Source organism: Geodermatophilus sp. DF01-2 (genome assembly GCF_004571065.1).
In the GTDB taxonomy this organism is placed as follows: domain Bacteria; phylum Actinomycetota; class Actinomycetes; order Mycobacteriales; family Geodermatophilaceae; genus Geodermatophilus.
In genome coordinates this window covers 60777-79910 of sequence record NZ_SPQN01000006.1, presented here as the reverse complement: position 1 = coordinate 79910, position 19134 = coordinate 60777, and the positions used below count along the sequence as shown (strand labels likewise).

16 protein-coding genes are annotated in these 19134 nt (G+C 74.7%); 7 read left to right on the top strand and 9 right to left on the bottom strand.

Annotated elements, in window-relative coordinates; all coding sequences use genetic code 11:
• Positions 1–20 precede the first annotated feature (20 nt).
• From E4P41_RS03660 to E4P41_RS03635, 6 genes are read right to left on the bottom strand one after another with little or no spacing between them, the layout of a single operon-like run.
• On the bottom strand, positions 21–1394 hold the full coding sequence (locus E4P41_RS03660) for an MFS transporter (protein ID WP_135139515.1): 1374 nt from the start codon (positions 1392–1394) through the stop codon (positions 21–23).
• Complete coding sequence (locus E4P41_RS03655; protein WP_167760908.1) at positions 1387–3570, bottom strand: Ldh family oxidoreductase; 2184 nt, start codon at positions 3568–3570, stop codon at positions 1387–1389. The genes E4P41_RS03660 and E4P41_RS03655 overlap by 8 nt, the downstream gene beginning before the upstream one ends.
• Positions 3567–4418: a DUF6282 family protein gene (locus tag E4P41_RS03650; protein ID WP_135139513.1), complete on the bottom strand. Its 852-nt coding sequence runs from the start codon at positions 4416–4418 to the stop codon at positions 3567–3569. Before E4P41_RS03650 ends, E4P41_RS03655 begins: the two co-directional genes overlap by 4 nt.
• Positions 4415–6652 carry a TRAP transporter fused permease subunit gene (locus E4P41_RS03645; protein WP_135139512.1) on the bottom strand — a complete coding sequence of 746 codons (2238 nt, stop codon included), beginning with the start codon at positions 6650–6652 and terminating at the stop codon, positions 4415–4417. Before E4P41_RS03645 ends, E4P41_RS03650 begins: the two co-directional genes overlap by 4 nt.
• Positions 6652–7221: a hypothetical protein gene (locus E4P41_RS03640; RefSeq protein WP_135139511.1), complete on the bottom strand. Its 570-nt coding sequence runs from the start codon at positions 7219–7221 to the stop codon at positions 6652–6654. Before E4P41_RS03640 ends, E4P41_RS03645 begins: the two co-directional genes overlap by 1 nt.
• 20 nt (positions 7222–7241) lie before the next feature.
• Positions 7242–8261, bottom strand: a complete 1020-nt coding sequence (locus tag E4P41_RS03635) for a TAXI family TRAP transporter solute-binding subunit (RefSeq protein ID WP_135139510.1) — start codon at positions 8259–8261, stop codon at positions 7242–7244.
• 182 nt (positions 8262–8443) lie between these two features.
• Between E4P41_RS03635 and E4P41_RS03630 the strand changes: the two genes are divergently transcribed.
• Genes E4P41_RS03630 through E4P41_RS03620 form a run of 3 tightly spaced genes read left to right on the top strand, consistent with a single transcriptional unit; the run spans position 8444 to position 11277 of the window.
• Positions 8444–9190 carry a GntR family transcriptional regulator gene (locus E4P41_RS03630; protein WP_135139509.1) on the top strand — a complete coding sequence of 249 codons (747 nt, stop codon included), beginning with the start codon at positions 8444–8446 and terminating at the stop codon, positions 9188–9190.
• Positions 9191–9242: 52 nt separating this feature from the next.
• A complete protein-coding gene (locus E4P41_RS03625; protein WP_245177085.1) occupies positions 9243–9977 on the top strand; it encodes an SDR family NAD(P)-dependent oxidoreductase in 735 nt (244 codons plus the stop codon).
• A 16-nt stretch (positions 9978–9993) separates the two neighbouring features.
• Positions 9994–11277, top strand: coding sequence for an MFS transporter (locus tag E4P41_RS03620; protein WP_245177084.1), 1284 nt, complete (start codon positions 9994–9996; stop codon positions 11275–11277).
• Here E4P41_RS03620 and E4P41_RS03615 read toward each other — a convergent pair.
• The gene (locus tag E4P41_RS03615; protein WP_135139507.1) at positions 11249–12445 is read right to left on the bottom strand and encodes a CoA transferase; all 1197 of its coding nucleotides are present in this window, start codon (positions 12443–12445) and stop codon (positions 11249–11251) included. The two genes, E4P41_RS03620 and E4P41_RS03615, sit on opposite strands and share 29 nt — an antisense overlap.
• 275 nt (positions 12446–12720) lie before the next feature.
• On the opposite strand from E4P41_RS03615, the gene E4P41_RS03610 reads away from it, so the two are divergent.
• From E4P41_RS03610 to E4P41_RS03600, 3 genes are read left to right on the top strand one after another with little or no spacing between them, the layout of a single operon-like run.
• Positions 12721–14691, top strand: coding sequence for a prolyl oligopeptidase family serine peptidase (locus E4P41_RS03610; RefSeq protein ID WP_245177083.1), 1971 nt, complete (start codon positions 12721–12723; stop codon positions 14689–14691).
• The gene (locus E4P41_RS03605) at positions 14688–15110 is read left to right on the top strand and encodes a DUF1810 domain-containing protein (protein WP_135139506.1); all 423 of its coding nucleotides are present in this window, start codon (positions 14688–14690) and stop codon (positions 15108–15110) included. The genes E4P41_RS03610 and E4P41_RS03605 overlap by 4 nt, the downstream gene beginning before the upstream one ends.
• Before the next feature lie 37 nt (positions 15111–15147).
• Positions 15148–16200, top strand: a complete 1053-nt coding sequence (locus E4P41_RS03600; RefSeq protein ID WP_135139505.1) for a glutathione S-transferase C-terminal domain-containing protein — start codon at positions 15148–15150, stop codon at positions 16198–16200.
• A gap of 58 nt (positions 16201–16258) precedes the next feature.
• Here E4P41_RS03600 and E4P41_RS22565 read toward each other — a convergent pair whose 3' ends face one another.
• Together E4P41_RS22565 and E4P41_RS03590 are read right to left on the bottom strand one after the other, a co-directional pair.
• The gene (locus tag E4P41_RS22565) at positions 16259–17005 is read right to left on the bottom strand and encodes an excalibur calcium-binding domain-containing protein (RefSeq protein WP_209307523.1); all 747 of its coding nucleotides are present in this window, start codon (positions 17003–17005) and stop codon (positions 16259–16261) included.
• Between the two features lie 183 nt (positions 17006–17188).
• Positions 17189–17938 (bottom strand): alanyl-tRNA editing protein, encoded by a 750-nt coding sequence (locus tag E4P41_RS03590; RefSeq protein WP_135139504.1) that lies wholly within the window; start codon positions 17936–17938, stop codon positions 17189–17191.
• A gap of 297 nt (positions 17939–18235) precedes the next feature.
• Here E4P41_RS03590 and E4P41_RS03585 point away from each other — a divergent pair, with 297 nt between their 5' ends.
• A complete protein-coding gene (locus tag E4P41_RS03585; protein WP_135139503.1) occupies positions 18236–19111 on the top strand; it encodes a LysR family transcriptional regulator substrate-binding protein in 876 nt (291 codons plus the stop codon).
• Positions 19112–19134: the final 23 nt, after the last annotated feature.

Sequence of the window (19134 nt, the reverse complement as noted above, 5' to 3'; positions counted from 1 at the left end):
GGGCGATCGGGTCGGGGCGGTCAGGTCGGGGCGGTCAGGTCGGGGGCGGCGGGGTGGGTGGGGGACGCAGGGCGCCGGCGTCCGGGCAGCCGGGTCACCGGCAGGCCGCGGGACCGGCGGACCATCCGCCGGCTGATCCGGACGGTGACCGCGCCGGCCAGGCTCAGCGCCGCCGCCGTGAGCCACGCGGCCGAGTAGGAGGCGGCCTGGGCGACGATGCCGAACAGCAGCGGCCCGGAGGCGGCGCCCAACGACAGGCCGGTCTGCACGAAGCCGGTGACCGAGGCGGCGGCACCCCGGTTGTCGCGGATGACCGCGAAGTGGAACAGCCCGGTCCACGCCCAGCCGGCGCCGTAGGCCAGCACGCTGCCGGCGACGAAGAGCGGCACGGGGCCCGCGGCCAGCAGGGTGTAGCCGAGCATCCCGACGGTGAGCAGGTTGGCGATGAACAGGTAGGCGCTGCGCCCGGGGTGGCGGTCGGCCCACCAGCCGAAACCGATCCGGCTGACCAGCCCGAGCACCGAGCAGCCGGCGAACAGCAGCCCCGCCGGGCCGGCGGGGATCCCGGTGGCGACCGCGGAGTCGACGAGGAAGATCCCGGTCGAGGTGGCCGCCGCCGAGCCGAGGAAGCCGCCGACGGTGAGCACCACCAGCCCGCCGCGGGGCAGCCCCTTGTCCGGCGCGCGGACGGCGGCGGGCTCGCCCGCCGCACGGGCCCGCCGCCCGGCGTCCCGCCCGCCGGCCAGGGAGGCCACCAGCAGGACGACGGCGAGGCCGACGGCGCCGGCGACCGCCCACCGCCAGCCGAACACGAGCGCCACCGCGGGGACGGCGAGTCCGCCGAGCAGCGTGGCCGCGGGGATCGCGGACTGCTTGATGCCGAACGCGACGCCCAGCCGCTGGTCGGTGACCAGCTCGGAGATCACCGCGTTCGCCGACGGTTGGGCCACCGCGTTGCCCAGCCCGCCGACCGCCAGCCCGGCCATCAGCGCGGCCGGCGAGCCGGCCAGGGCAATCACGGTGAGCGACGTCGTGGCCAGCGCGGTGGCCAGGGCGGCGCCGCGGCGCGACCCCAGCCGCTGCACCAACCGGCCGCCGGGCCGGGCGAGGCTGCCGGAGACGGTGAACAGCGTCGCCGCGGCCAGGCCGAACAGGGCCAGCCCCACGTCGAGATCGGCGCGGATCTGCACGGCCAGGGCGCCGACGAGGAAGGCGGGCAGCACGCCGAGCACGGAGACGGCCACCGCCTGCAGGACGGCGCGCACCGCCGCCGGGGACCGGGTGGGCCGGTCGCCGACGGCGGGCGGCCGGCCGGGTTCGTCGGGGTCGGCGTCCGCATCCCCGGCCGGGTCGCCGTCGCCGGCCGGGGCAGCGCCTCGGACCGGTTCAGCCACGGGCGGCCGTCCCGAGCGGCCGGCCCACCTGACCGGCCAGCGCCTCCAGGGCCCGGTGCGTCTCGGGGTCCAGCGGGATGCCGTGCTCCCGGCGCCGCACGCGCTCGGCGGCGGCCCGCTGTCCCGGCGTCCGGACCGGTAGCTCCGGGTCCACCGGGGCGAGGGCCCGCAGCCCGGCGAGCAGCCGCGCGGCGCCGCCGCGCACCTCCGCCGGGTCGCCGAGCCGCGCCGGGTCGAGCACCACGACTAGGTGGCTGACATCGGGATGTCCGCTGCCGGCCCGGAAAGTCAGGTTGCCGACGCCGGGGCCGGTCGGGCCCTGGGCGAGCACCCCGGTGAGCAGCTCGACCAGCAGGCCCAGCCCGTAGCCCTTGTGGCTGGAGCGCTCGCGGTCGCTGCCCAGCGGCAGCAGCGCGCCCCTGCCGGGGAAGACCGCGGCCGGGTCGGTCGTGGGCCGGCCCTGGGCGTCCACCCCCCAGCCCAGCGGCACGGGGCGACCGGTCCGCAGCGCGATCTCGAACTTGCCGGCGGCGACCGCGGAGGTCGCCATGTCGAAGACCAGCGGCTCCTCCCCGGCCACCGGCACGCCCAGCGCCAGCGGGTTGGTGCCCAGGTACGGGCGGGCGGCGCCGGTGGGCGCGACGACCGGGCCGGTGTTGGTGGCGACCAGCGCGACCAACCCCTGGTCGGCCGCCTCGTGCGCATACGCGCCGCTGGCGCCGTGGTGACTGCTGCCGTGCACGTTCACCCAGCCGACGCCGTGCGCCCGGGCACGGTCCACGGCCTCGGCCAGCGCCAGCGTGGTCACCGGGTGGCCGAAGAGCCCGTGCCCCTCGACGAGGGCCACCGCGCCCTCGCCGGCGACCACGGTCGGCTCGCCGTCGGTGGCGATCACCCCGGTCCGCAGCGCCTGCACGTAGGCCGGCAGCCGGGCGACCCCGTGCGAGTCGATGCCGGACAGGTCGGCGTAGCCCAGCACGCGGGCGACGTCGCGGGCGTGGTGCCGGCGCACGCCGACCGCCGTCAGGACCGCGGTGGTCCACCCGGCGAGCACGTCGGCCGGCACCCGCACCGGCGGCTCCTCGACGGCGACCGGTGTGACCCGCGCCTCGTCGTCCAGCGTGTCGAAGGCGGCCAGCACCGCGTCGGCGACCGCGGTGGTCGTGGCCGGCGGGGTGTCCTCCGGCGCCAGGTCGTAGGTCCACGGGCCCGACCGCAGCACTCCGTCGACCGCGGCCCGCACCCGCTCACCGAGCTCCCGGGTGGACGGGAAGTGCCGCAGCAGGGCGGCCAGCGCGAGGAAGCCGCCGAGCGGGTCGACCTGGTCGCGCAGCGCCCGCCGCGGCGCCGAGCCGTGCGCAGGCTCGAACAGCCCGACGCACCGCCCGCGGACCGGGTCGCCGGGGTGCAGCGAGGCCGAGCCGCACAGCGCCGGCGAGCCGGCCCGGCCGGCGGCGAGGTCGGAGAGGATGTCGCCGAGCAGACCCTCGGTGACCAGGACGTCGGGCACCGCGGCACCCGACCCCAGCTCGAACGCCGCCCGGTCGACGTATCGGTGCTCGACGTCGACGCCGCGCTCGCGAGCGACCTCCCCGGCGACCTGCCGCCACAGCCGACCGGTCGCGTAGAGGTTGGCCTTGTCCGCCGAGACCAGCCGCCCGCCCGCACGCGGACCGGCGGAGCGCCGCTCGAGCACGTCGATGGCGATGTGCACGACCTCGGCGACCCGCTCCCGGGTCAGCCGCAGCACGTCGGCGGCCTCGCTGCCGTCCTCGCGAAGCATCCGGTCGTCCGCGCCGCCGTACGAGCCGCCGATGAGGTTGCGCACCACGGCCAGCTCGCGGCCCTCGCCGAGCGGAATCTCGCGCACCGAGATGCGCAGGTCGTAGCACTCGCGCAACCGGTGCAGCGCGACCTCCGGGCGCGGGCACACCTCGGCCGGCACGCGGGGGTCCTCCCCCACCGCGCCGAGCAGGATCGCGTCGGCGGCGTCGCACGCGGCCAGCGTCTCGGCGGGCAGCACGTCGCCGGTCGCCGCCGCGGCGCGGGCGCCGACCGGCCAGGGCCCGGTGACCTCGACCGCGCCGGTCCCGGCCAGCCGGCGCAGCAGCCGCGTCGGCCCGTCGAGCACCTCCTCGCCGACGCCGTCCCCGGGCAGGAGCGCGACCCGGATCACCGGAGCACCAGCTCCCGGCCGACGGTGGTGAGGGCCCGCTCGGTGCCGGCCTCGCCCAGGCACGCCTCCAGGTCGGCCAGCCAGCCGGGCAGCGCCTGGGCCATCGTCGGGTGGTCGGCGTGGCCGAGGTCGCCGCCGAAGGCCAGCTGGTCGTGCGGGTACACCTCGCCGAGCGTGGTCGACGGCGGCCCGTCGGGAGTGAGGATGTCGGGCAGGATGCCCAGCTCCAGCACCACGCCGAGTCGGGCGAGCTCGGGCGCGGCGGCGTCGTCCCAGCGCAGGAACGGCATCCGGGGGTGGTTGAACAGCATCCGGCGAACCCCGGCGGCGTGCGCGGCGCGGAAGAGCACCAGCGCCTCGGCGCAGGTGAGGTGGCCCGAGGCCAGCACCAGGTCGGCTGCTGCGACGACGTCGATCACCTCCTGCCAGGCGGGCAGCAGGGCGCCGTCGTCGCCGAGGACGTCGACCTGCCGGAAGGACAGCGTCCTGTGCACGGCGAGCTCGGGACGGGCCGCCGAGGCGACGTGCGCGGGCGCGGAGACCGTCGGCATCCACACCACGCGCCCGCCGAGCCGGGCGGCCACCTCCACCGCGTCGGGGTTGGCCCCGCCGACCGGCGAGTTGAGCACGATCCCGCCGACCACGCGGACGCCGTCGGTCTCCGCCCGCCGGTCGGCCAGGGCCGCGCGCTCGACCGTCGACCCCTCGTGCGCCTTGAGGACGGCGAGGTCGACGCCGACCTGGGCGTGCGCCCCGACGACCTCGTGGTCGAGGCCGTGCCGCGGCACGAGGCTGGGTGCCCCGTGCACGTGCAGGTCGGCGACGCCGGAGACGAGCTGCGGACTCACCGCTCCGTCCGGGGGCGGTCCACCGGCACCGCGGTGCTGGCGACGGGGGACGCCGACGGCGCCGAGGCCGGTCGCGCAGGCGCCGGCTGCGGGTCGGCCGGCGCACTCCCGGCGGTCGGGGATCCGGCGTCCCGGTCGGCACCGTCCCCGTCGCGCCGGCCCCGGCGGCGGGTGAGCAGGTGCACGACGAAGCCGGCGACCAGGAAGCCCGCACCGACGGCGATGAACGTCGGCGTCATGACCAGCAGCGCGATCGCCGCGACGAGGAACAGCACCCGCTCGGGGATGCGTGCCGGGCCCAACAGCCACGCGCCGGTGACGACGGCGAGCGCGGCGACGGCGGCCACCGCGGTGGTGAACGCGATCAGCACGGTCTGCCAGCCGCCCTCGAAGAGCAGCCCGACGCCGCTCGGGGAGAGCACGAAGATGAACGGCACGAGGAACGCCGGCAGCGTGTACTTCCACGTCAGCCACATGGTCCTGACCGGCTTGCCGCCGGTGATGGCCGCCGCCGCGAAGGGCGAGAGCGCCGTCGGCGGGGAGACCTCGCTGAGCACCGCGTAGTAGAAGATGAACATCGCCGCGGCGAACGGCTCGACACCCACCTGCTGCAGCGCCGGCGAGATGATGACGAACGAGATGATGAAGCTCGCGGTCACCGGGACGGCGAGGCCGAGCAGCACCACGACGATCGCCGAGAACACGGCCGTCAGGACGATGTTGCCGCCGGCGAGGTCGACGATGATCCCGGCCAGCCGCAGCGCCAACCCGGTGAGGGTCATGACGCCCACGATCAGACCGGCCGCCGCCATGACCGGGATGACCGACAGCGCGCCCTGCGCGCCCTGCGCCAGCGCGGTCCACAGCCGCTTCGGCGTGATCCAGGACCGCCGCTCGAGGAAGCTGAGCAGGAAGGCCAGCGCGGTGGCGTAGACGACCGCGCGGAACGGCGTGTAGCCCAGCACCAGGAAGAAGACGATCGCGGCCAGCGACGAGAAGTGGTAGCCGAAGCGCAGCAGCAGCCGCCAGGCCGACTGGGTCTCGATCTCGACCGAGTGCGTGCCGTGCCGGCGGGCGTCCATCTCGATCGCCAGGATGATCCCGAGGTAGTACAGGATCGTCGGGATCGTCGCCCAGAGCAGTACCTCCAGGTAGGAGACCTGCAGCAGCTCGGCGATGATGAACGCGGCCGCGCCCAGGGTCGGCGGGGACATGATCGCGCCGATACCGGCCGCGGCCAGCACGCCACCGCCGGCCTCCGCCGGGTAGCCGGCCTTGCGCAGCAGCGGCCAGCCGATGCCGCCCAGGGTGACGGTGGTGGCCACCCCGGAGCCGGAGACGGTGCCCAGGAGGAAGCCGGACATGGTGACGGTCCGGCCGGGGCCGGCGGCCGACTGCCCGAACGCGGCGAAGGACAGGTCGATGAAGAACTTCGTCGCGCCCGAGGCGGCCAGGACGGCGCCGTAGATCGTGAACAGGATGATGTAGGTGGCCGCCACGTCGAGCGGGACACCGAAGATGCCCTGCAGGCCCATGACGTTGTGCCCCACCAGCCGCTGCCACGTGAAGTCGGCGGTGGTGAACGGGGAGGGGAAGCTGGAGCCGAAGTAGGCGTAGGCGAGGAAGCCGATGACCACCACCGGCACCAGCACCCCGACCGTGCGCCGGGCCGCCTCGAGCACCAGGACGATCAGCAGGGTCCCGACGACGATGTCCAGGTCCGTCGGCAGGATCGCGCGCCGGAAGAACGCCTGCCAGTCCCAGACGATGTAGACGGCCGGGATCAGCGACACGAGGGCCAGCAGCCAGTCGAGGACGTTGGGATGGTCGGCCTTGCCGGCCAGCCGGTCGGACGTGGAACGGCCCCACCCGCGGTAGGTGAGGAAGGTCAGGAACAGGCCGATGCTCAGGAAGTAGGGCAGGTAGACCTGCTTGGGCATCGGGTTGAACACCCAGTACAGCCCGAACAGCGAGAGCCCGACACCGAAGACCGCGGTGACGTAGCCGGGGATGCCCACGAGGTGACGGGCCGGCTTCTCCGCCTCGAACTCGGCGAGCAGCCTCTCCTCGTCGATCTCGTCGGAGTCCACCGGGCGGCTGTGCCCGGTCTCGTCGAGGGTCGCCGCGTCGACCTCACCGCTGCGGCGCTCCCCGGTGGCGGTGGCGCCGTTCGACGAGGCGGCGACGCGGGGGTCTTCCTCCGCGCGGGTCCGTGCGCGACCTCGCAGCTTCATCAGATCTCCTCGATGTCGAGTAACACGGTCGGGTTCTCGCTGACGACCCGTTGCCACAGGGGGACCGGCGGGTGGCCGGGCACCCAGAGGGTGCGCTCACCGAGGTCGGTGGCGGCGATGTTGAGGCGCTCGAAGACAGCGGGCCGGGTGGGGTCGGGCTCCACCACGTAGGCGCGGCGGTCGCCCGGCGGTGCCGGTCGCGGGGCGCCGGGGACGGCGTAGTACTCCTCGAGGACGGCCACCTGGTCGGCGGCCAGCTCGACCAGCTCGAACCTGCCGTCGGGGAGCACGCGGTACCGCTCCTCGGCGAGGGTGGTGTAGACGCTGTTGCGGTAGCTGACGGCGAACCGGTCGCCGGCTTCCACGGGGAGGGAGGCGATGACGTCGCCGTCCGGCGTGCGCACGGTGACAGCCTGCTCCCCGTCGCCGCCGAAGGCGAGCGCTGCGGTCACGGTCACCGCGGCGACGACGACGAGCAGGGGCGCGACGAGCAGGAGCCACCGGCGGCGGATCCGGTCGGACACCGCCGTGCTGCCGGGACCGGAGCGGGCTCCGGACCCCGGCAGCACGGCGGCGCGTCCTCGACGGGTCAGTTGACCGAGTCGAAGTAGGCCTGGGCGCCCGGGCAGGTCTCGATGAACGGGATGTCCCCGGCCGTCGTCGGGTCCAGCTCCTCCGCCGCGGGGTGCACGGTCTCCAGCTGCTCCTGGTTCTCGAAGATCGTCCGGGTGATCACCTCCTGCAGGGCCTCGTCCATGTCGTTCCGGACGACGAGGATGTTCGGCGAGACGACGTTGGAGACCGGTTCCTCCTGGCCCTCGTAGGTGCCGGCCGGGATGTCCAGCGCGAAGTAGTAGTCGCCGTACTGCTCGGCCAGCTCGTCGGCGTACTGGCCGGTGTCGAGCAGGACCAGGTCGTCGGTGCTGGCGAGGTCGACGATCGCGCCGGTCGGCAGGCCGCCGGACCAGGCACCGGCGTCGATGGTGCCGTCCTGGAGCGCCGCGACCGTCTCGGCGACGCCCAGCTGCGCCCGTTCGATGTCGGCCTGCGGGTCGATTCCGGCCGCCTGCAGGATCCGGTCGGCGGTGACCTCGGAGGCCGACCCCACCGCGCCGACCGAGACGCGCCTGCCCGCGAGGTCCTCGACGGAGGTGATGCCCGTGTCGGCCGTCGTGAAGAAGTGGACGTAGTTGTTGTAGATGTTGCCGAGCGCGCAGATGTCCAGCGGCTCGGTGAAGACGTTCTGGCCGGCGGCGGCGTCGGCGACGACGTCGCCGAGGGCGAAGGCGAGCTGCACCTGGCCGGACTGGAGCAGCTGCATGTTGTCCACCGACGCGTTGGTCTCCTGGACGGTCACCGTGAGGCCGGGGACCTCGGAGGTCAGCAGGTTGCCGATGCCGCCGCCGTAGGGGTAGTAGACGCCGCCGGTGCCACCGGTGGCGAACGTCAGGACGTCGTTGAACTCCTGGGCGGCGCCCTCGTCGCCGCCGGCGGCGGTGTCGCCGCCGTCGTCGCCACCGCACGCGGTGAGGAGGACGCTCATGGCGAGCCCTGCGCCGAGCAGCAGTCGGGAGCGCCGCTGCCGGGCAACGGGTGGGGTGGAGGACATCGTCGGCCTTCCTGTCGATGCGGAGGAGCGGACGGGGACGGAGGGCGCCGCCCTCCGTCCCCTGTCGGGAGTCGTGTCGTGCGGGTGGGACGTCTGCCGAGTGAAGCAACTCACACACGGGCCTGTCTACTGTTTACGATTGCAAACCGGTTACGGCCCGCCCGACGCGGAGGTCAGGAGAAGTGTCCGAGACCCAGCCCATCCGGGCACTCCCACTGCGGGACCACGTTTACGGGCGCCTGCAGGAGCTGCTCATCGCCCGGACGCTTGCGCCCGGTGACCACCTGGTCGAGGAACGCCTCGCCGCCGACCTCGGGGTGAGCCGGGGGCCGGTGCGCGAGGCCTTGCAGCGGCTGCACCGCGACGGCTGGATCACGCTGCGGCCGCGCCACGGGGCGTTCGTCAACCAGCCGACCCGGCAGCAGGTGGACGAGTTCTTCGAGGCGCGCGAGCTGGTGGAGCGCTCCGCCGCCGAGCTGGCCGCCCAGCGGTGCACCCCCGAGGACGCCGCCACGCTGCTGGGCATCTGCGACGAGGCCGACGCCGACCTGCGGCGCGGCGTCCCCTCGCAGCAGATGGCCGGCCACACCGCACGCTTCCACCGCACCGTGCTGCTCACCGCGCGCAACCACATCCTGCTGGAGTTCGGCGAGCAGCTCTCCCAGCGCAGCCGCTGGTTCTTCGCGCCCCTGGTCAGCAGCATCGCCCCGCGGGCGTGGGCCGAGCACCGGGAGGTCGCCGAGCTGATCGCGGCCGGCCGGGCCGAGGAGGCCGCCGCCGCGATGCACGTGCACGTCGAGAAGTCCCGCGACTCCTACCTCGACACCCAGCTGGTCGGCGACGCACCGCCCGGGCCGGTCGCCTTCCGCCGTACCCGGGCGCCGTCGGGGTCCCGGGCCGGCGCCGCGGCCCGTGCCCCGCATGCTTGATCCCCGTCCCCCCGAGCATTGGAGAGCTGTGACCGCTGGACGAGTCGTACTGGTGACCGGGGCCTCGAGCGGCATCGGCCGGGCCTGTGTCGAGGCCTTCCTGGCCGAGGGCGCCCGGGTCGTCGCCGCCGCCCGCCGCACCGAGCGGCTGGACGACCTGCGCGCCGGCCACGGGGACGCCGTGCTGCCGCTGACCGTGGACGTCCGGGACCGCGAACAGGTGTCGGCCGCGCTGACCTCGCTGCCCGAGGAGTGGACGCCGATCGACGTCCTGGTCAACAACGCCGGGCTGGCCGCCGGCCGCGGGCCGATCCACACCGACGATCCGGACGACTGGGACCGGATGCTCGACACCAACGTCCGCGGCCTGCTCAACGTCTCGGCCTGCGTGCTGCCCGGGATGGTCGAGCGCGGCGCCGGGCACGTCATCAACATCGGGTCGAACGCGGGGCGCGAGGTCTACCCCGGCGGCGCGGTGTACTGCGCGACCAAGGCCGCCGTCGAGCGGATCACCCGCGGCATGCGGATGGACGTCCTCGGCAGCGGCGTACGGATCAGCCAGGTCGACCCCGGCATGGTCGAGACCGAGTTCTCCCTCGTCCGCTTCGACGGGGACGAGGCCCCGGCCAAGGCGGTCTACGAGGGAATGACGCCGCTGTCGGCCGGGGACGTCGCCGACGTGGTGACCTGGATCGCCAACCGGCCGCCGCACGTCGTCGTCGCCGACGTCCTGGTCTACCCGGTCGACCAGGCCGGGTCCGGCAGGGTCGCCCGCCGCGGCTCGTGAGGTCCCGCTGACCGCCATGCCGTCGGGAGGTGTGGCCGCGCGGCGCCGGGACTTCCCCGGGTGGCGGATGGTGTGGGCGCTGGCGGTCACCGAGACCGTCGCCTACGGGGTGCTCTTCTACTCGTTCGCGGTCTTCCTCGTGCCGATGCAGCGCGACCTCGGCGCCAGCACCGCCCAGCTGTCGGGCGCGCTCACCGTGGCCATGGCCGTCACCGGGGCGGCCGCGGTCGGCGTGGGTCGCTGGCTGGACCGGCACGGGGCGCGCTGGCTGATGACCGCGGGCAGCCTGCTCGGCGCGGCCTGCGTCGTCGGCTGGTCGCAGGTGCGCACCCTGCCGCAGCTCTACCTGGTGTTCACCGGCATCGGGCTGGCCTGCGCCGCGGTGCTGTACGAGCCGGCCTACGCGGTGATCAACACGTGGTTCCGCCGCGACCGGCGCGCCGCGCTGCTGACCCTCACCGTGGTCGCCGGATTCGCCTCCACGGTCTTCCTGCCGACGTCGCAGGCGCTCATCGACGCCCTCGGATGGCGCAGCGCGCTGCTGGTGCTCTCGGGGCTGCTCGCGCTGTGCGCCGTGCCGCAGGCGCTGCTGCTGCGGCGCTCCCCGGCCGACCTCGGCCTGATCCCGGACGGCGTGCCCGACCCGGCTCCCGCGGGACCCGCCGCCCTGCCCGCCCCCGCACCGGCGCCCGCCCTGTCACCACCCGCCCGCCCGTGGCGGCATCCCGCAGTGCGCCGGCTGACCCTGGCCACGGCGCTGGAGATGCTGGCCATCACCGCCGTCGCCGTGCACCTGGTGGCCCACCTGCTCGAGCGCGGTGCGCCGCCGGCGCTGGCCGCGGCGGCCGCCGGTGCACTCGGCGCGATGTCGGTGGCCGGGCGGGTGGCGCTCACCGCGCTGGCCGGGCGGCTGGGGATCGGCCGGGTCACCGCGGCGCTGATCGCGGGGCAGGCGGTCGGGGTCGCGCTGCTGTTCGCGCTGCCGCAGCCGGTGTCGACGGTGCTCTTCGTGCTGCTCTTCGGCGCGGGGTTCGGCGTCATCCACATCGCCCGCCCGGCGCTGCTGGGCACCTACGTGCCGACCGCCGTCTTCGCGTCGGTCTCCGGCGGCCAGGCCCTGGCCGGGCAGGTGGGCCGGGTGGTGGCACCGGTGGCGGCGGGCGCGCTGATCAGCGCCGCCGGGTACGGCGTCGCGTTCGGAGCGGTCGCGGCCTGCACGGTGGCCGCCGCCGCGCTGATCGTCTCCGCCGAGCGGGCCGCCGCCCGCGGGCTCACTCCGGAGCAGGCCGCCCCCCACTGACCGGCCGGGCGGCGCCGGCGTCGAGGCCCAGGCGGCGCAGCGTCGCCTCCGTGTGCTGGCCGAGGGCGGGTGCCGCCGGCGTCTCCGGCGTTCCGCTGCGGCCGAAGGTCCACGGCAGCCGGGCGTGCACCAGCGGGCCCTCGGTGGGGTGCTCGACGGCCTCGAAGAAGCCGACCGCGGCCAGGTGCTCGTCGTCGAAGAGGTCGTCGACGGTGTTCACCGGCATGGCCGGGATGTGCCGCTCGCGCAGAGCCGCCAGCCAGTGCGCGGTGGGACGGCGGGCGAGCTCGTCGTCGACCAGCCGGTAGAGCTCGTCGATCCGGCGGGTGCGCCCGCGGATGGAGCCCAGCTCCGGGTCGTCGGCGAGGTCGGGCCGATCGACCAGCCGGAAGAAGTCGCGCCAGTGCGCGTCGGTGTAGAGCAGCACCGCGATGACGCCGTCCGCGGTGCGGTGCGGCCGGCGGTAGGGCGACGCCGTCCGCGCGTAGCCGGTGCCGTCGGTGCAGCCGGCGTACACCCGGCCGCCCTGCTGCTCCATGAGCAGGAAGCCCGCCATCGACTCGAACATGGGCACCTCGACCGCCTGCCCGCGCCCGGACACCGACCGCTCGTACAGGGCGGCGAGCACGGCGGCCAGCGCCATGACGCCGACGGTCTTGTCGACCACCTGGGTGCGCACGTACTGCGGCTCCCCGCTGCCGCCCTGCACGGCGGCCAGCCCGGAAACGCCCTGGACGACGTCGTCGTAGGCTGGCTCGTCCCGGTACGGGCCGCCGGAGCCGTAGCCGACGGCGGCGCAGTGGACGACCCGCGGGTTGCGGGCCAGCACGGTGTCGGCGTCGATGCCGAGCCGGGCCGCGGCCCTCGGCCGCATGTTGTGCAGGAGGACGTCGGCCTCGTCGATCAGCAGGTCGAGGGCCGCCCGACCGGCCGGCGTCGCCAGGTCGAGGACGACGGACTCCTTGCCGCGGTTGAAGGTGAGGAAGGCCGGCCCCAGCCCGGAGCCGCGCTCGTCGCCGACACCGCGGATGATGTCGCCGGCCGGAGGCTCCACCTTGACGACCCGCGCGCCCATCTGGGCCATGAGCACCGAGCAGTACGGGCCGAGGAACGTCGACGTCAGGTCGACGACGGTCAGCCCCGCGAGCGGGCCGGGCGACGGCGGCACGGGCGGTCCTCCTCGGGCGGACGGCGGTGGGCGCAGCGTGCCAGAGCGCTGCGACGCCGACCACGGCCGGGGCCCGCGGGCGTCGTCCCCGGTCGGCGGCGCCTGTCCCCGAGCGCGCCCGCCGGTCCGCAGCCGCCGCCTGCCCGTACCGTGAGCGGGGACGGCGGAGCGCACGCGACGCGAGCCGGACCCCACCGGAGAACGCCCGGACCGGTTGTGCTGTGGCGGCCGGTACCGCTCGGGACGCGGCTGCAGAACACGGAGGACCTGGCACGGTGACGACGCGGGGCTCGCTGGAATCCGCTCGCGGAGAGGCGACGCGCGAGACGGAGGCGCCACTGCCGGACGCCGCGCGGGCAAAGGGCCCGGCGGCCGTCGAGGACGCGGTCGCGCTGGCCGACGCGCTCGTCGACGCCTGGGGCAGCTGGGGCCCCAACATGACGCCCGACGCCCGGCAGGTCGCCTTCATCAGCGACCGCTCGGGCGTGCCGCAGGTCTACATCCAGGACGTCGTGCTCGACGGGCCGCGATCCGAGGCGCGGCACGTCCGGCTCTCGGACGACCCGGTGGTCTCCGTGCGGTGGGCGGCCGACAGCGGCTGGCTCACCTGCGAGGTCGCCACCGACGGCGGCGTCCGGACGGCGGTGTGGGTGCTGCGGCCCGACGGCAGCGACGCCCGCCGGGTCGCCGGGGACGCCGAGACCCACGCCGAGCTCGGGCCCTGGACCCGCAGCGGGCACCGCTTCGTCGTCACCTTCCCCGGCGCCGCCGAGGGGGTGCCGACCCGCTGCTTCCTGGCCGACCCGGCGACCGGCCGGCTCGACCCGCTGGCCGAGGGCGACCTGATCCACGTGCTCGACGTGTCGCTGGAGGAGCGGTTCATCGTCGTCCGCGACGGCGAGCGCGGGCAGCAGTACGTCGTCGTGGTCGACCGGCTCACCGACGAGGACCTCAGCGTGCTGCCCCCCGGCGCGACCGGCTCCACCGAGGTCGCGCTCATCCGGCCGGCTCCCGACGAGCACGGCGGGCCGGTCTACGTGTACCTGGCCTCCGACGTCGGCCTGCCCCGGCGACAGCTGATCGGGCTGCCGTTCGGCCCGAACGGCTGGCGCGGCGAGCCGCGGACCCTGGCCGCCCGGGATGACGCGGAGCTGGAGTTCATCGACGCCGACGACGCCGGCCGGCTCCTCCTGCTGGTCTGGAACGTGGCCGGGCGCAGCGAGCTGGAGCTCATGGACACCACCACCGGCGGGCGGACGCCGATCTCCGGCCTGCCCGGGCTGGTGGCCGCCGACCCGGTGCTCAGCCGCGACGGCTCGAGCGTCGTGCTCGGCGTGCAGGGGCCGACGCGCCCGCGGGAGCTGTGGCACCTGGACACCACGACGCACGCCTGGACCCGGGTGACCTCCGCCCCTCCCCTCCCGGCGCGGCGGCTCGTCGTCCCGACGCTGGAGACCTTCGCCGGCCACGACGGCCTGCCGTTGACCGGCTGGCTGTACCGGGCGCCCAGCCACCTGAAGGACCTGGGACCGGCCGTGCTCAGCCTGCACGGCGGTCCGGAGGACCAGGAGCGGCCGATCTTCGCCCAGCAGCACCAGGCGCTGGCCGCGGCCGGGATCACCGTCTTCGCGCCCAACATCCGCGGCTCGTCGGGCTTCGGCCGGGAGTTCGTGCACGCCGACGACATCGGGGGGCGGTACGCCGCGTTCGCCGACGTCCTGGCCGCCGCGGAGCACCTCGTGGAGCGGGGCATCGCCTCCCCCGACCGCATCGCGGTGTCCGGCCGCTCCTACGGCGGCTACCTGACGCTGGCCTCGCTGGCCTTCTCCCCCGGGGTCTTCGCCGCGGGCGTCGACATCTGCGGCATGTCCGACCTGGTCACGTTCTACCGGGACAGCGAGCCGTGGATCGCCGCGGCCGCGGTGTCGAAGTACGGCCACCCCGAGCGGGACCGGGCGCTGCTGGAGGACATCTCGCCGCTGCGTGCCGCCGCCGCCATCGACGTCCCCCTGCTGGTCGTCCACGGTGAGCACGACACCAACGTGCCGATCGGCGAGGCACACCAGATCGTGCTGGCGCTGCGCGAGCTGGGCCGGTCGGTGGAGTACCTGGAGCTCGACGGCGAGGGACACGTGTTCCGGCGGGCCGACTCGCGCAAGCGGCTGACCGCGACCATGGTGCGCTTCCTGGCCACGGCGCTGGCCGCGCCGCGGCGGGCCGACCCGGTGGGCGGCCCGGCGCAGTGAACGACCCCTTCGACCTCGAGCGGTTCGTGCGTGCCCAGGACGACGGCGTGTACGACCGGGCGCTGGGTGAGCTGCGGGCCGGCGCCAAGCGCGGCCACTGGATGTGGTTCGTCTTCCCGCAGGTCTCGGGCCTGGGACACAGCCCGACGGCGCAGCGGTACGCGATCTCCGGCGTCCCCGAGGCGCAGGCCTACCTCGACCATCCGGTGCTCGGCCCGCGGCTGGTCGAGTCCGCGCAGGCACTGCTGGAGCTGCCCGACCGCGACCCGGTGCGGGTGTTCGGACCGACCGACGCGATGAAGCTGCGCTCGTCGATGACCCTGTTCGAGGTCGCCGAGCCGGAGGCGGCGGTGTTCGGGCAGGTGCTCGACCGCTTCTTCGACGGGGAGCGGGACGAGGCGACGACCACCCGGCTCTGACGCTGCGGGCCGACGCGGCGTCCCGCAGGCTGGGGACGTGAGCGATGAGAACAGCGGCTCGGGCTATGTCACCGACAGCGAGGCCCACGGCGGGGACTTCCGGCGGGACACCAACTACGTTCCCGACCGGATCACCGCCGACGGCTCGGGCGGGTGGCCGGTCGAGGCGGGCCGGTACCGGCTGGTGGTCGCGCGGGCCTGCCCGTGGGCCAACCGGGCGGTCGTCGTGCGCCGGCTGCTCGGCCTGGAAGGCGCGATCTCCATGGGCCTGTGCGGGCCGACGCACGACGAGCGGTCCTGGACCTTCGACCTCGACCCGGGTGGGCGCGACCCGGTGCTGGGCTACGAGCGGCTGCAGGAGGCCTTCCTCGCCCGCTTCCCCGACTACGACCGCGGCATCACGGTGCCGGCCATCGTCGACGTCCCCACGAAGCAGGTCGTCACCAACGACTTCGCGCAGATGACCCTGGACCTCTCCACCGAGTGGACGGCGTTCCACCGTGAGGGTGCGCCCGACCTCTACCCCGAGAAGCTGCGCGACGAGATGGACGAGGTCATGCAGCGCGTCTACACCGAGGTCAACAACGGGGTGTACCGGTGCGGGTTCGCCGGTTCCCAGGACTCGTACGACGATGCCTACGACCGGCTGTTCACCGCGCTGGACTGGCTCTCGGAGCGGCTGGAGGGCCGGCGCTACCTGATGGGCGACACGATCACCGAGGCCGACGTCCGGCTGTTCACCACACTGGCCCGCTTCGACCCCGTCTACCACGGCCACTTCAAGACCAACCGGTCGAAGCTGACCGAGATGCCGGTGCTGTGGGCCTACACGCGCGACCTGTTCCAGACCCCGGGGTTCGGCGACACGATCGACTTCCCGCAGATCAAGGAGCACTACTACGTCGTCCACACCGACATCAACCCGACGCAGGTCGTCCCGGCCGGACCGGACACGTCGGTCTGGCTGACCCCGCACGGGCGCGAGGAGCTCGGCGGGTCGCCGTTCGGCGACGGGACGCCGCCCGGCCCGCCACCCGAGGACGAGCAGGTCCCTGCCGACCACGGCCCCGGCGGCATCCCGCACCGCTGAGGACGGCCCGACGGCTGCTGAGGTGCTTTTCGCGCGCGGAAGGCACCTCCCGGGCCGGCTACTCGCAGCCGACCCCGTCGCCGTCCCGGTCCAGGTGCCTGCCGTAGCCGGGGTCGCCGACCCGGACCGGGGCCGCGTCGGCGGCACGTGCCGCGGAGCAGTTGTCGTAGTACGTACTCGCCGGAGCCTGCGCATCCGGCGGGCGTACCGCCGCCGACCCGGACGCGGCCGAGCCCGAACTGCTCACCGAGTCCTCGCAAGCGATGCCGTCGTTGTCGGCGTCCAGTCGCTCGGGATCGCCAGGGACGGCGTCGAAGGCCGCCTGGGCCTCGGCCTGGGTGGTGAAGTCCGAGCAGTCGCGGTCGGTGGAAGCCGATGCGGTGTCGGTGCTTCCGAGCGACGATCCAGCAGCCTCGGCGTTGCGCGGAGTGTTCTCGCGAGAGATCAGGGCCTGCTCGCGCTGGTCGAGCTCCGCGCTGCGCGCCTCGACGCCGGCCATCTGCTGCTGGACCCGGGCCTCGGCCTCCGCCATGATCTGCTCGATCTGCGCCCGGGCCCCCGCGACCTCGTCCTGCGCAGTGTCGAGCTCGCTCCGCAGGGTCATGTACTGCGGTGTCGTCGTGGGGTCGGTCATGTCGTCGGCGCCGCCGACGCAGGCTCCCAACAGGAAGGCCAGCAGCGGGACCGCCCACCGCAGCCATCGGCGACGACGCTCGGGGCGCTGCTCGACGATCGACTGGACCGGCAGCTGGATCGTCTGTGGGGACTGTGCCGTCCTCGGAGCGTCTGGGTCGGTCGGTGTCATGGCTGGTCCCCCGTTCTGCGAGTGCAGGGGCACCGTACGCATCCTCCGGAACTCTCGTGTTCCAGAAGGGTGACCAGGGGCGGGCGGGACTCCTGCCTCCTCGTGGGGTCGGCGGCACCGGGCGGCCGGCCGTGCTGACGGGCGGCCGGACGAGGTCTTCCGTGTGGTGGTCGCCGGCCGGGTTCAGACGATCCGGATGCGCAGCCGGCGGAAGCCGCGGCCCTTGTTCTCCATCTTGGTCACCTCGATCCGCCCCACCATCGACGTCGAGGCGACGTGCGTGCCGCCGTCCGCCTGGGTGTCGAGGCCGACGATGTCGACGATGCGCACCACCTCGATGTCGGGCGGCAGCAGGTTGGTCGCCGTCCGGATGATGTCGGGGATGGCGAACGCCTCGCCTCTCGGCAGCGTCTTCACCTCGATGCGGCGGTCGGCGGCGATCTCGGCGTTGACCGCCTCGGCGACCCGCTCCTTAAAGTCCGGCGGCACCTCGGCCAGGTCGAAGTCCATCCGCGCGGTCAGCGGCTCCATGTTGCCGCCGGTGACCAGCGCGCCGAAGTCGCGGAACACCACGCCGGTGAGCACGTGCAGCCCGGAGTGCGTGCGCATGAGCCGGGTGCGCCGCTCGTCGTCCAGGGCGCCGCGGACGGCGGTGCCCGGCGGCGGCAGCGGGTCGCCCTCGACCGGGACCAGGTAGAGCTCGTCGCCCTTGCGGGTGCCGGCGATCCGGGTGCGGACGCCGCCCCACAGCAGCACGCCCTCGTCCGGCGGCTGCCCGCCACCGCCCGGGTAGAAGGCGCTGCGGTCCAGCACGATGCCCTGCTCGGGATCGGCCGCCACGACGGTGGCGTCCCACTCCCGCACGGTGGCGTCGGCGAGGTCGAGGCGGTGGGTGTGTCCGTGTCGGTCGCTCTGGGTGCTCACCCCCGGCATGCTGCCCGCCGCAGGTGGACGACGGCCACCGCCGGGCGCCCGGAACTGTCGTAGCCGCAGGTCAGGATGGTTTCGTGCTCGGAACGCGGTCCCCGCCACCGGTCACCGGTGTGCCGATCCGGGTGCGCCCGGAAGAGCTGGCCGACGTCTCCGAGGGCTCCGTGCCGGAACTGGCCCTGATCCGCAGCTGCACGGAGGCAGAGGCCGCCCTGCTGGCCCAGGAATCGTTGGTCCTCGTCGAGCGGCTGCCCGACGTGTGGGGCGAGCTCTACGAGGGCCACATCGACGTCCGGCGCCGTGGAACGCCGCCGCCGCCACAAAGGGGAACAGCAGGCCGACGTCCGGGTGCAGGACACCGGCGACGGCGGGAGCGCGCTGGTCACCGACCTGTCCACGCCGGACGCGCACGCCTGCGCCGGCGGTGACACCCGGCCGATCGGCGTCATCCGCACCGAGGTGGTCCGCAACCTCACCCTACGGCCGTGGGATACCTCCCGGCCGCCGGTCACCGCCCGGGTGGGCCGGCAGATGGTGCTCACCCCGGCCGGGATCGCGTTCGAGGTGCCGGCCCGCCGGGTGTTGCAGACCACCGCCCGTGCCCGTGCCCGGGTGGAAGCCGTCCGCGGGCTCCAGGCCGCCCGTTTCCTGCTCGCCGCACTGCCCACCCTGGCGGTGGATCCGCTTCCGCAGCTGGTCAGCCGGCTGCGACGGCGCCATCCGGGCATCCAGGTCCACGTTTCCGACCCCGGCGGCCCCGTCGACGTCGAGAACGCTGTGCGCCAGGGCCGCGCCGAGATCGGCTTCACCGAGCTGCCGGTGCGCAGTGAGTCCCTCGAATCGCGCACGTTCGGAACCCAGCGGATCGCCCTGGTGCTCCCGCCCGCCCTGGCCGAGCAGCTGCCCGACCCGGTTTTCTTGGCGGCGGTGGCGGAGCTGCCCCTGGTCCTGCACTCCCCTGTCCCGTCGAACCGTTCCGCGATCGACGAGGCCGTCGAATGCGCCGCCGCCAACGTCGTCGTCCGCTCGGCCCACCGGCAAGCCGTCTGGGGGCTGGTCATGGCCGGTGTCGGAGCCACGTTGCTGCACCGCGCCATCGCCGAGCGGGAGCTCTCCGGTGTCGAGGTGCGCGACACGGTGCCCGAGATCCGGGCTGGGTCAAAGACGGGGCGCTGATCCGACCGACCGATAGGTGCCGC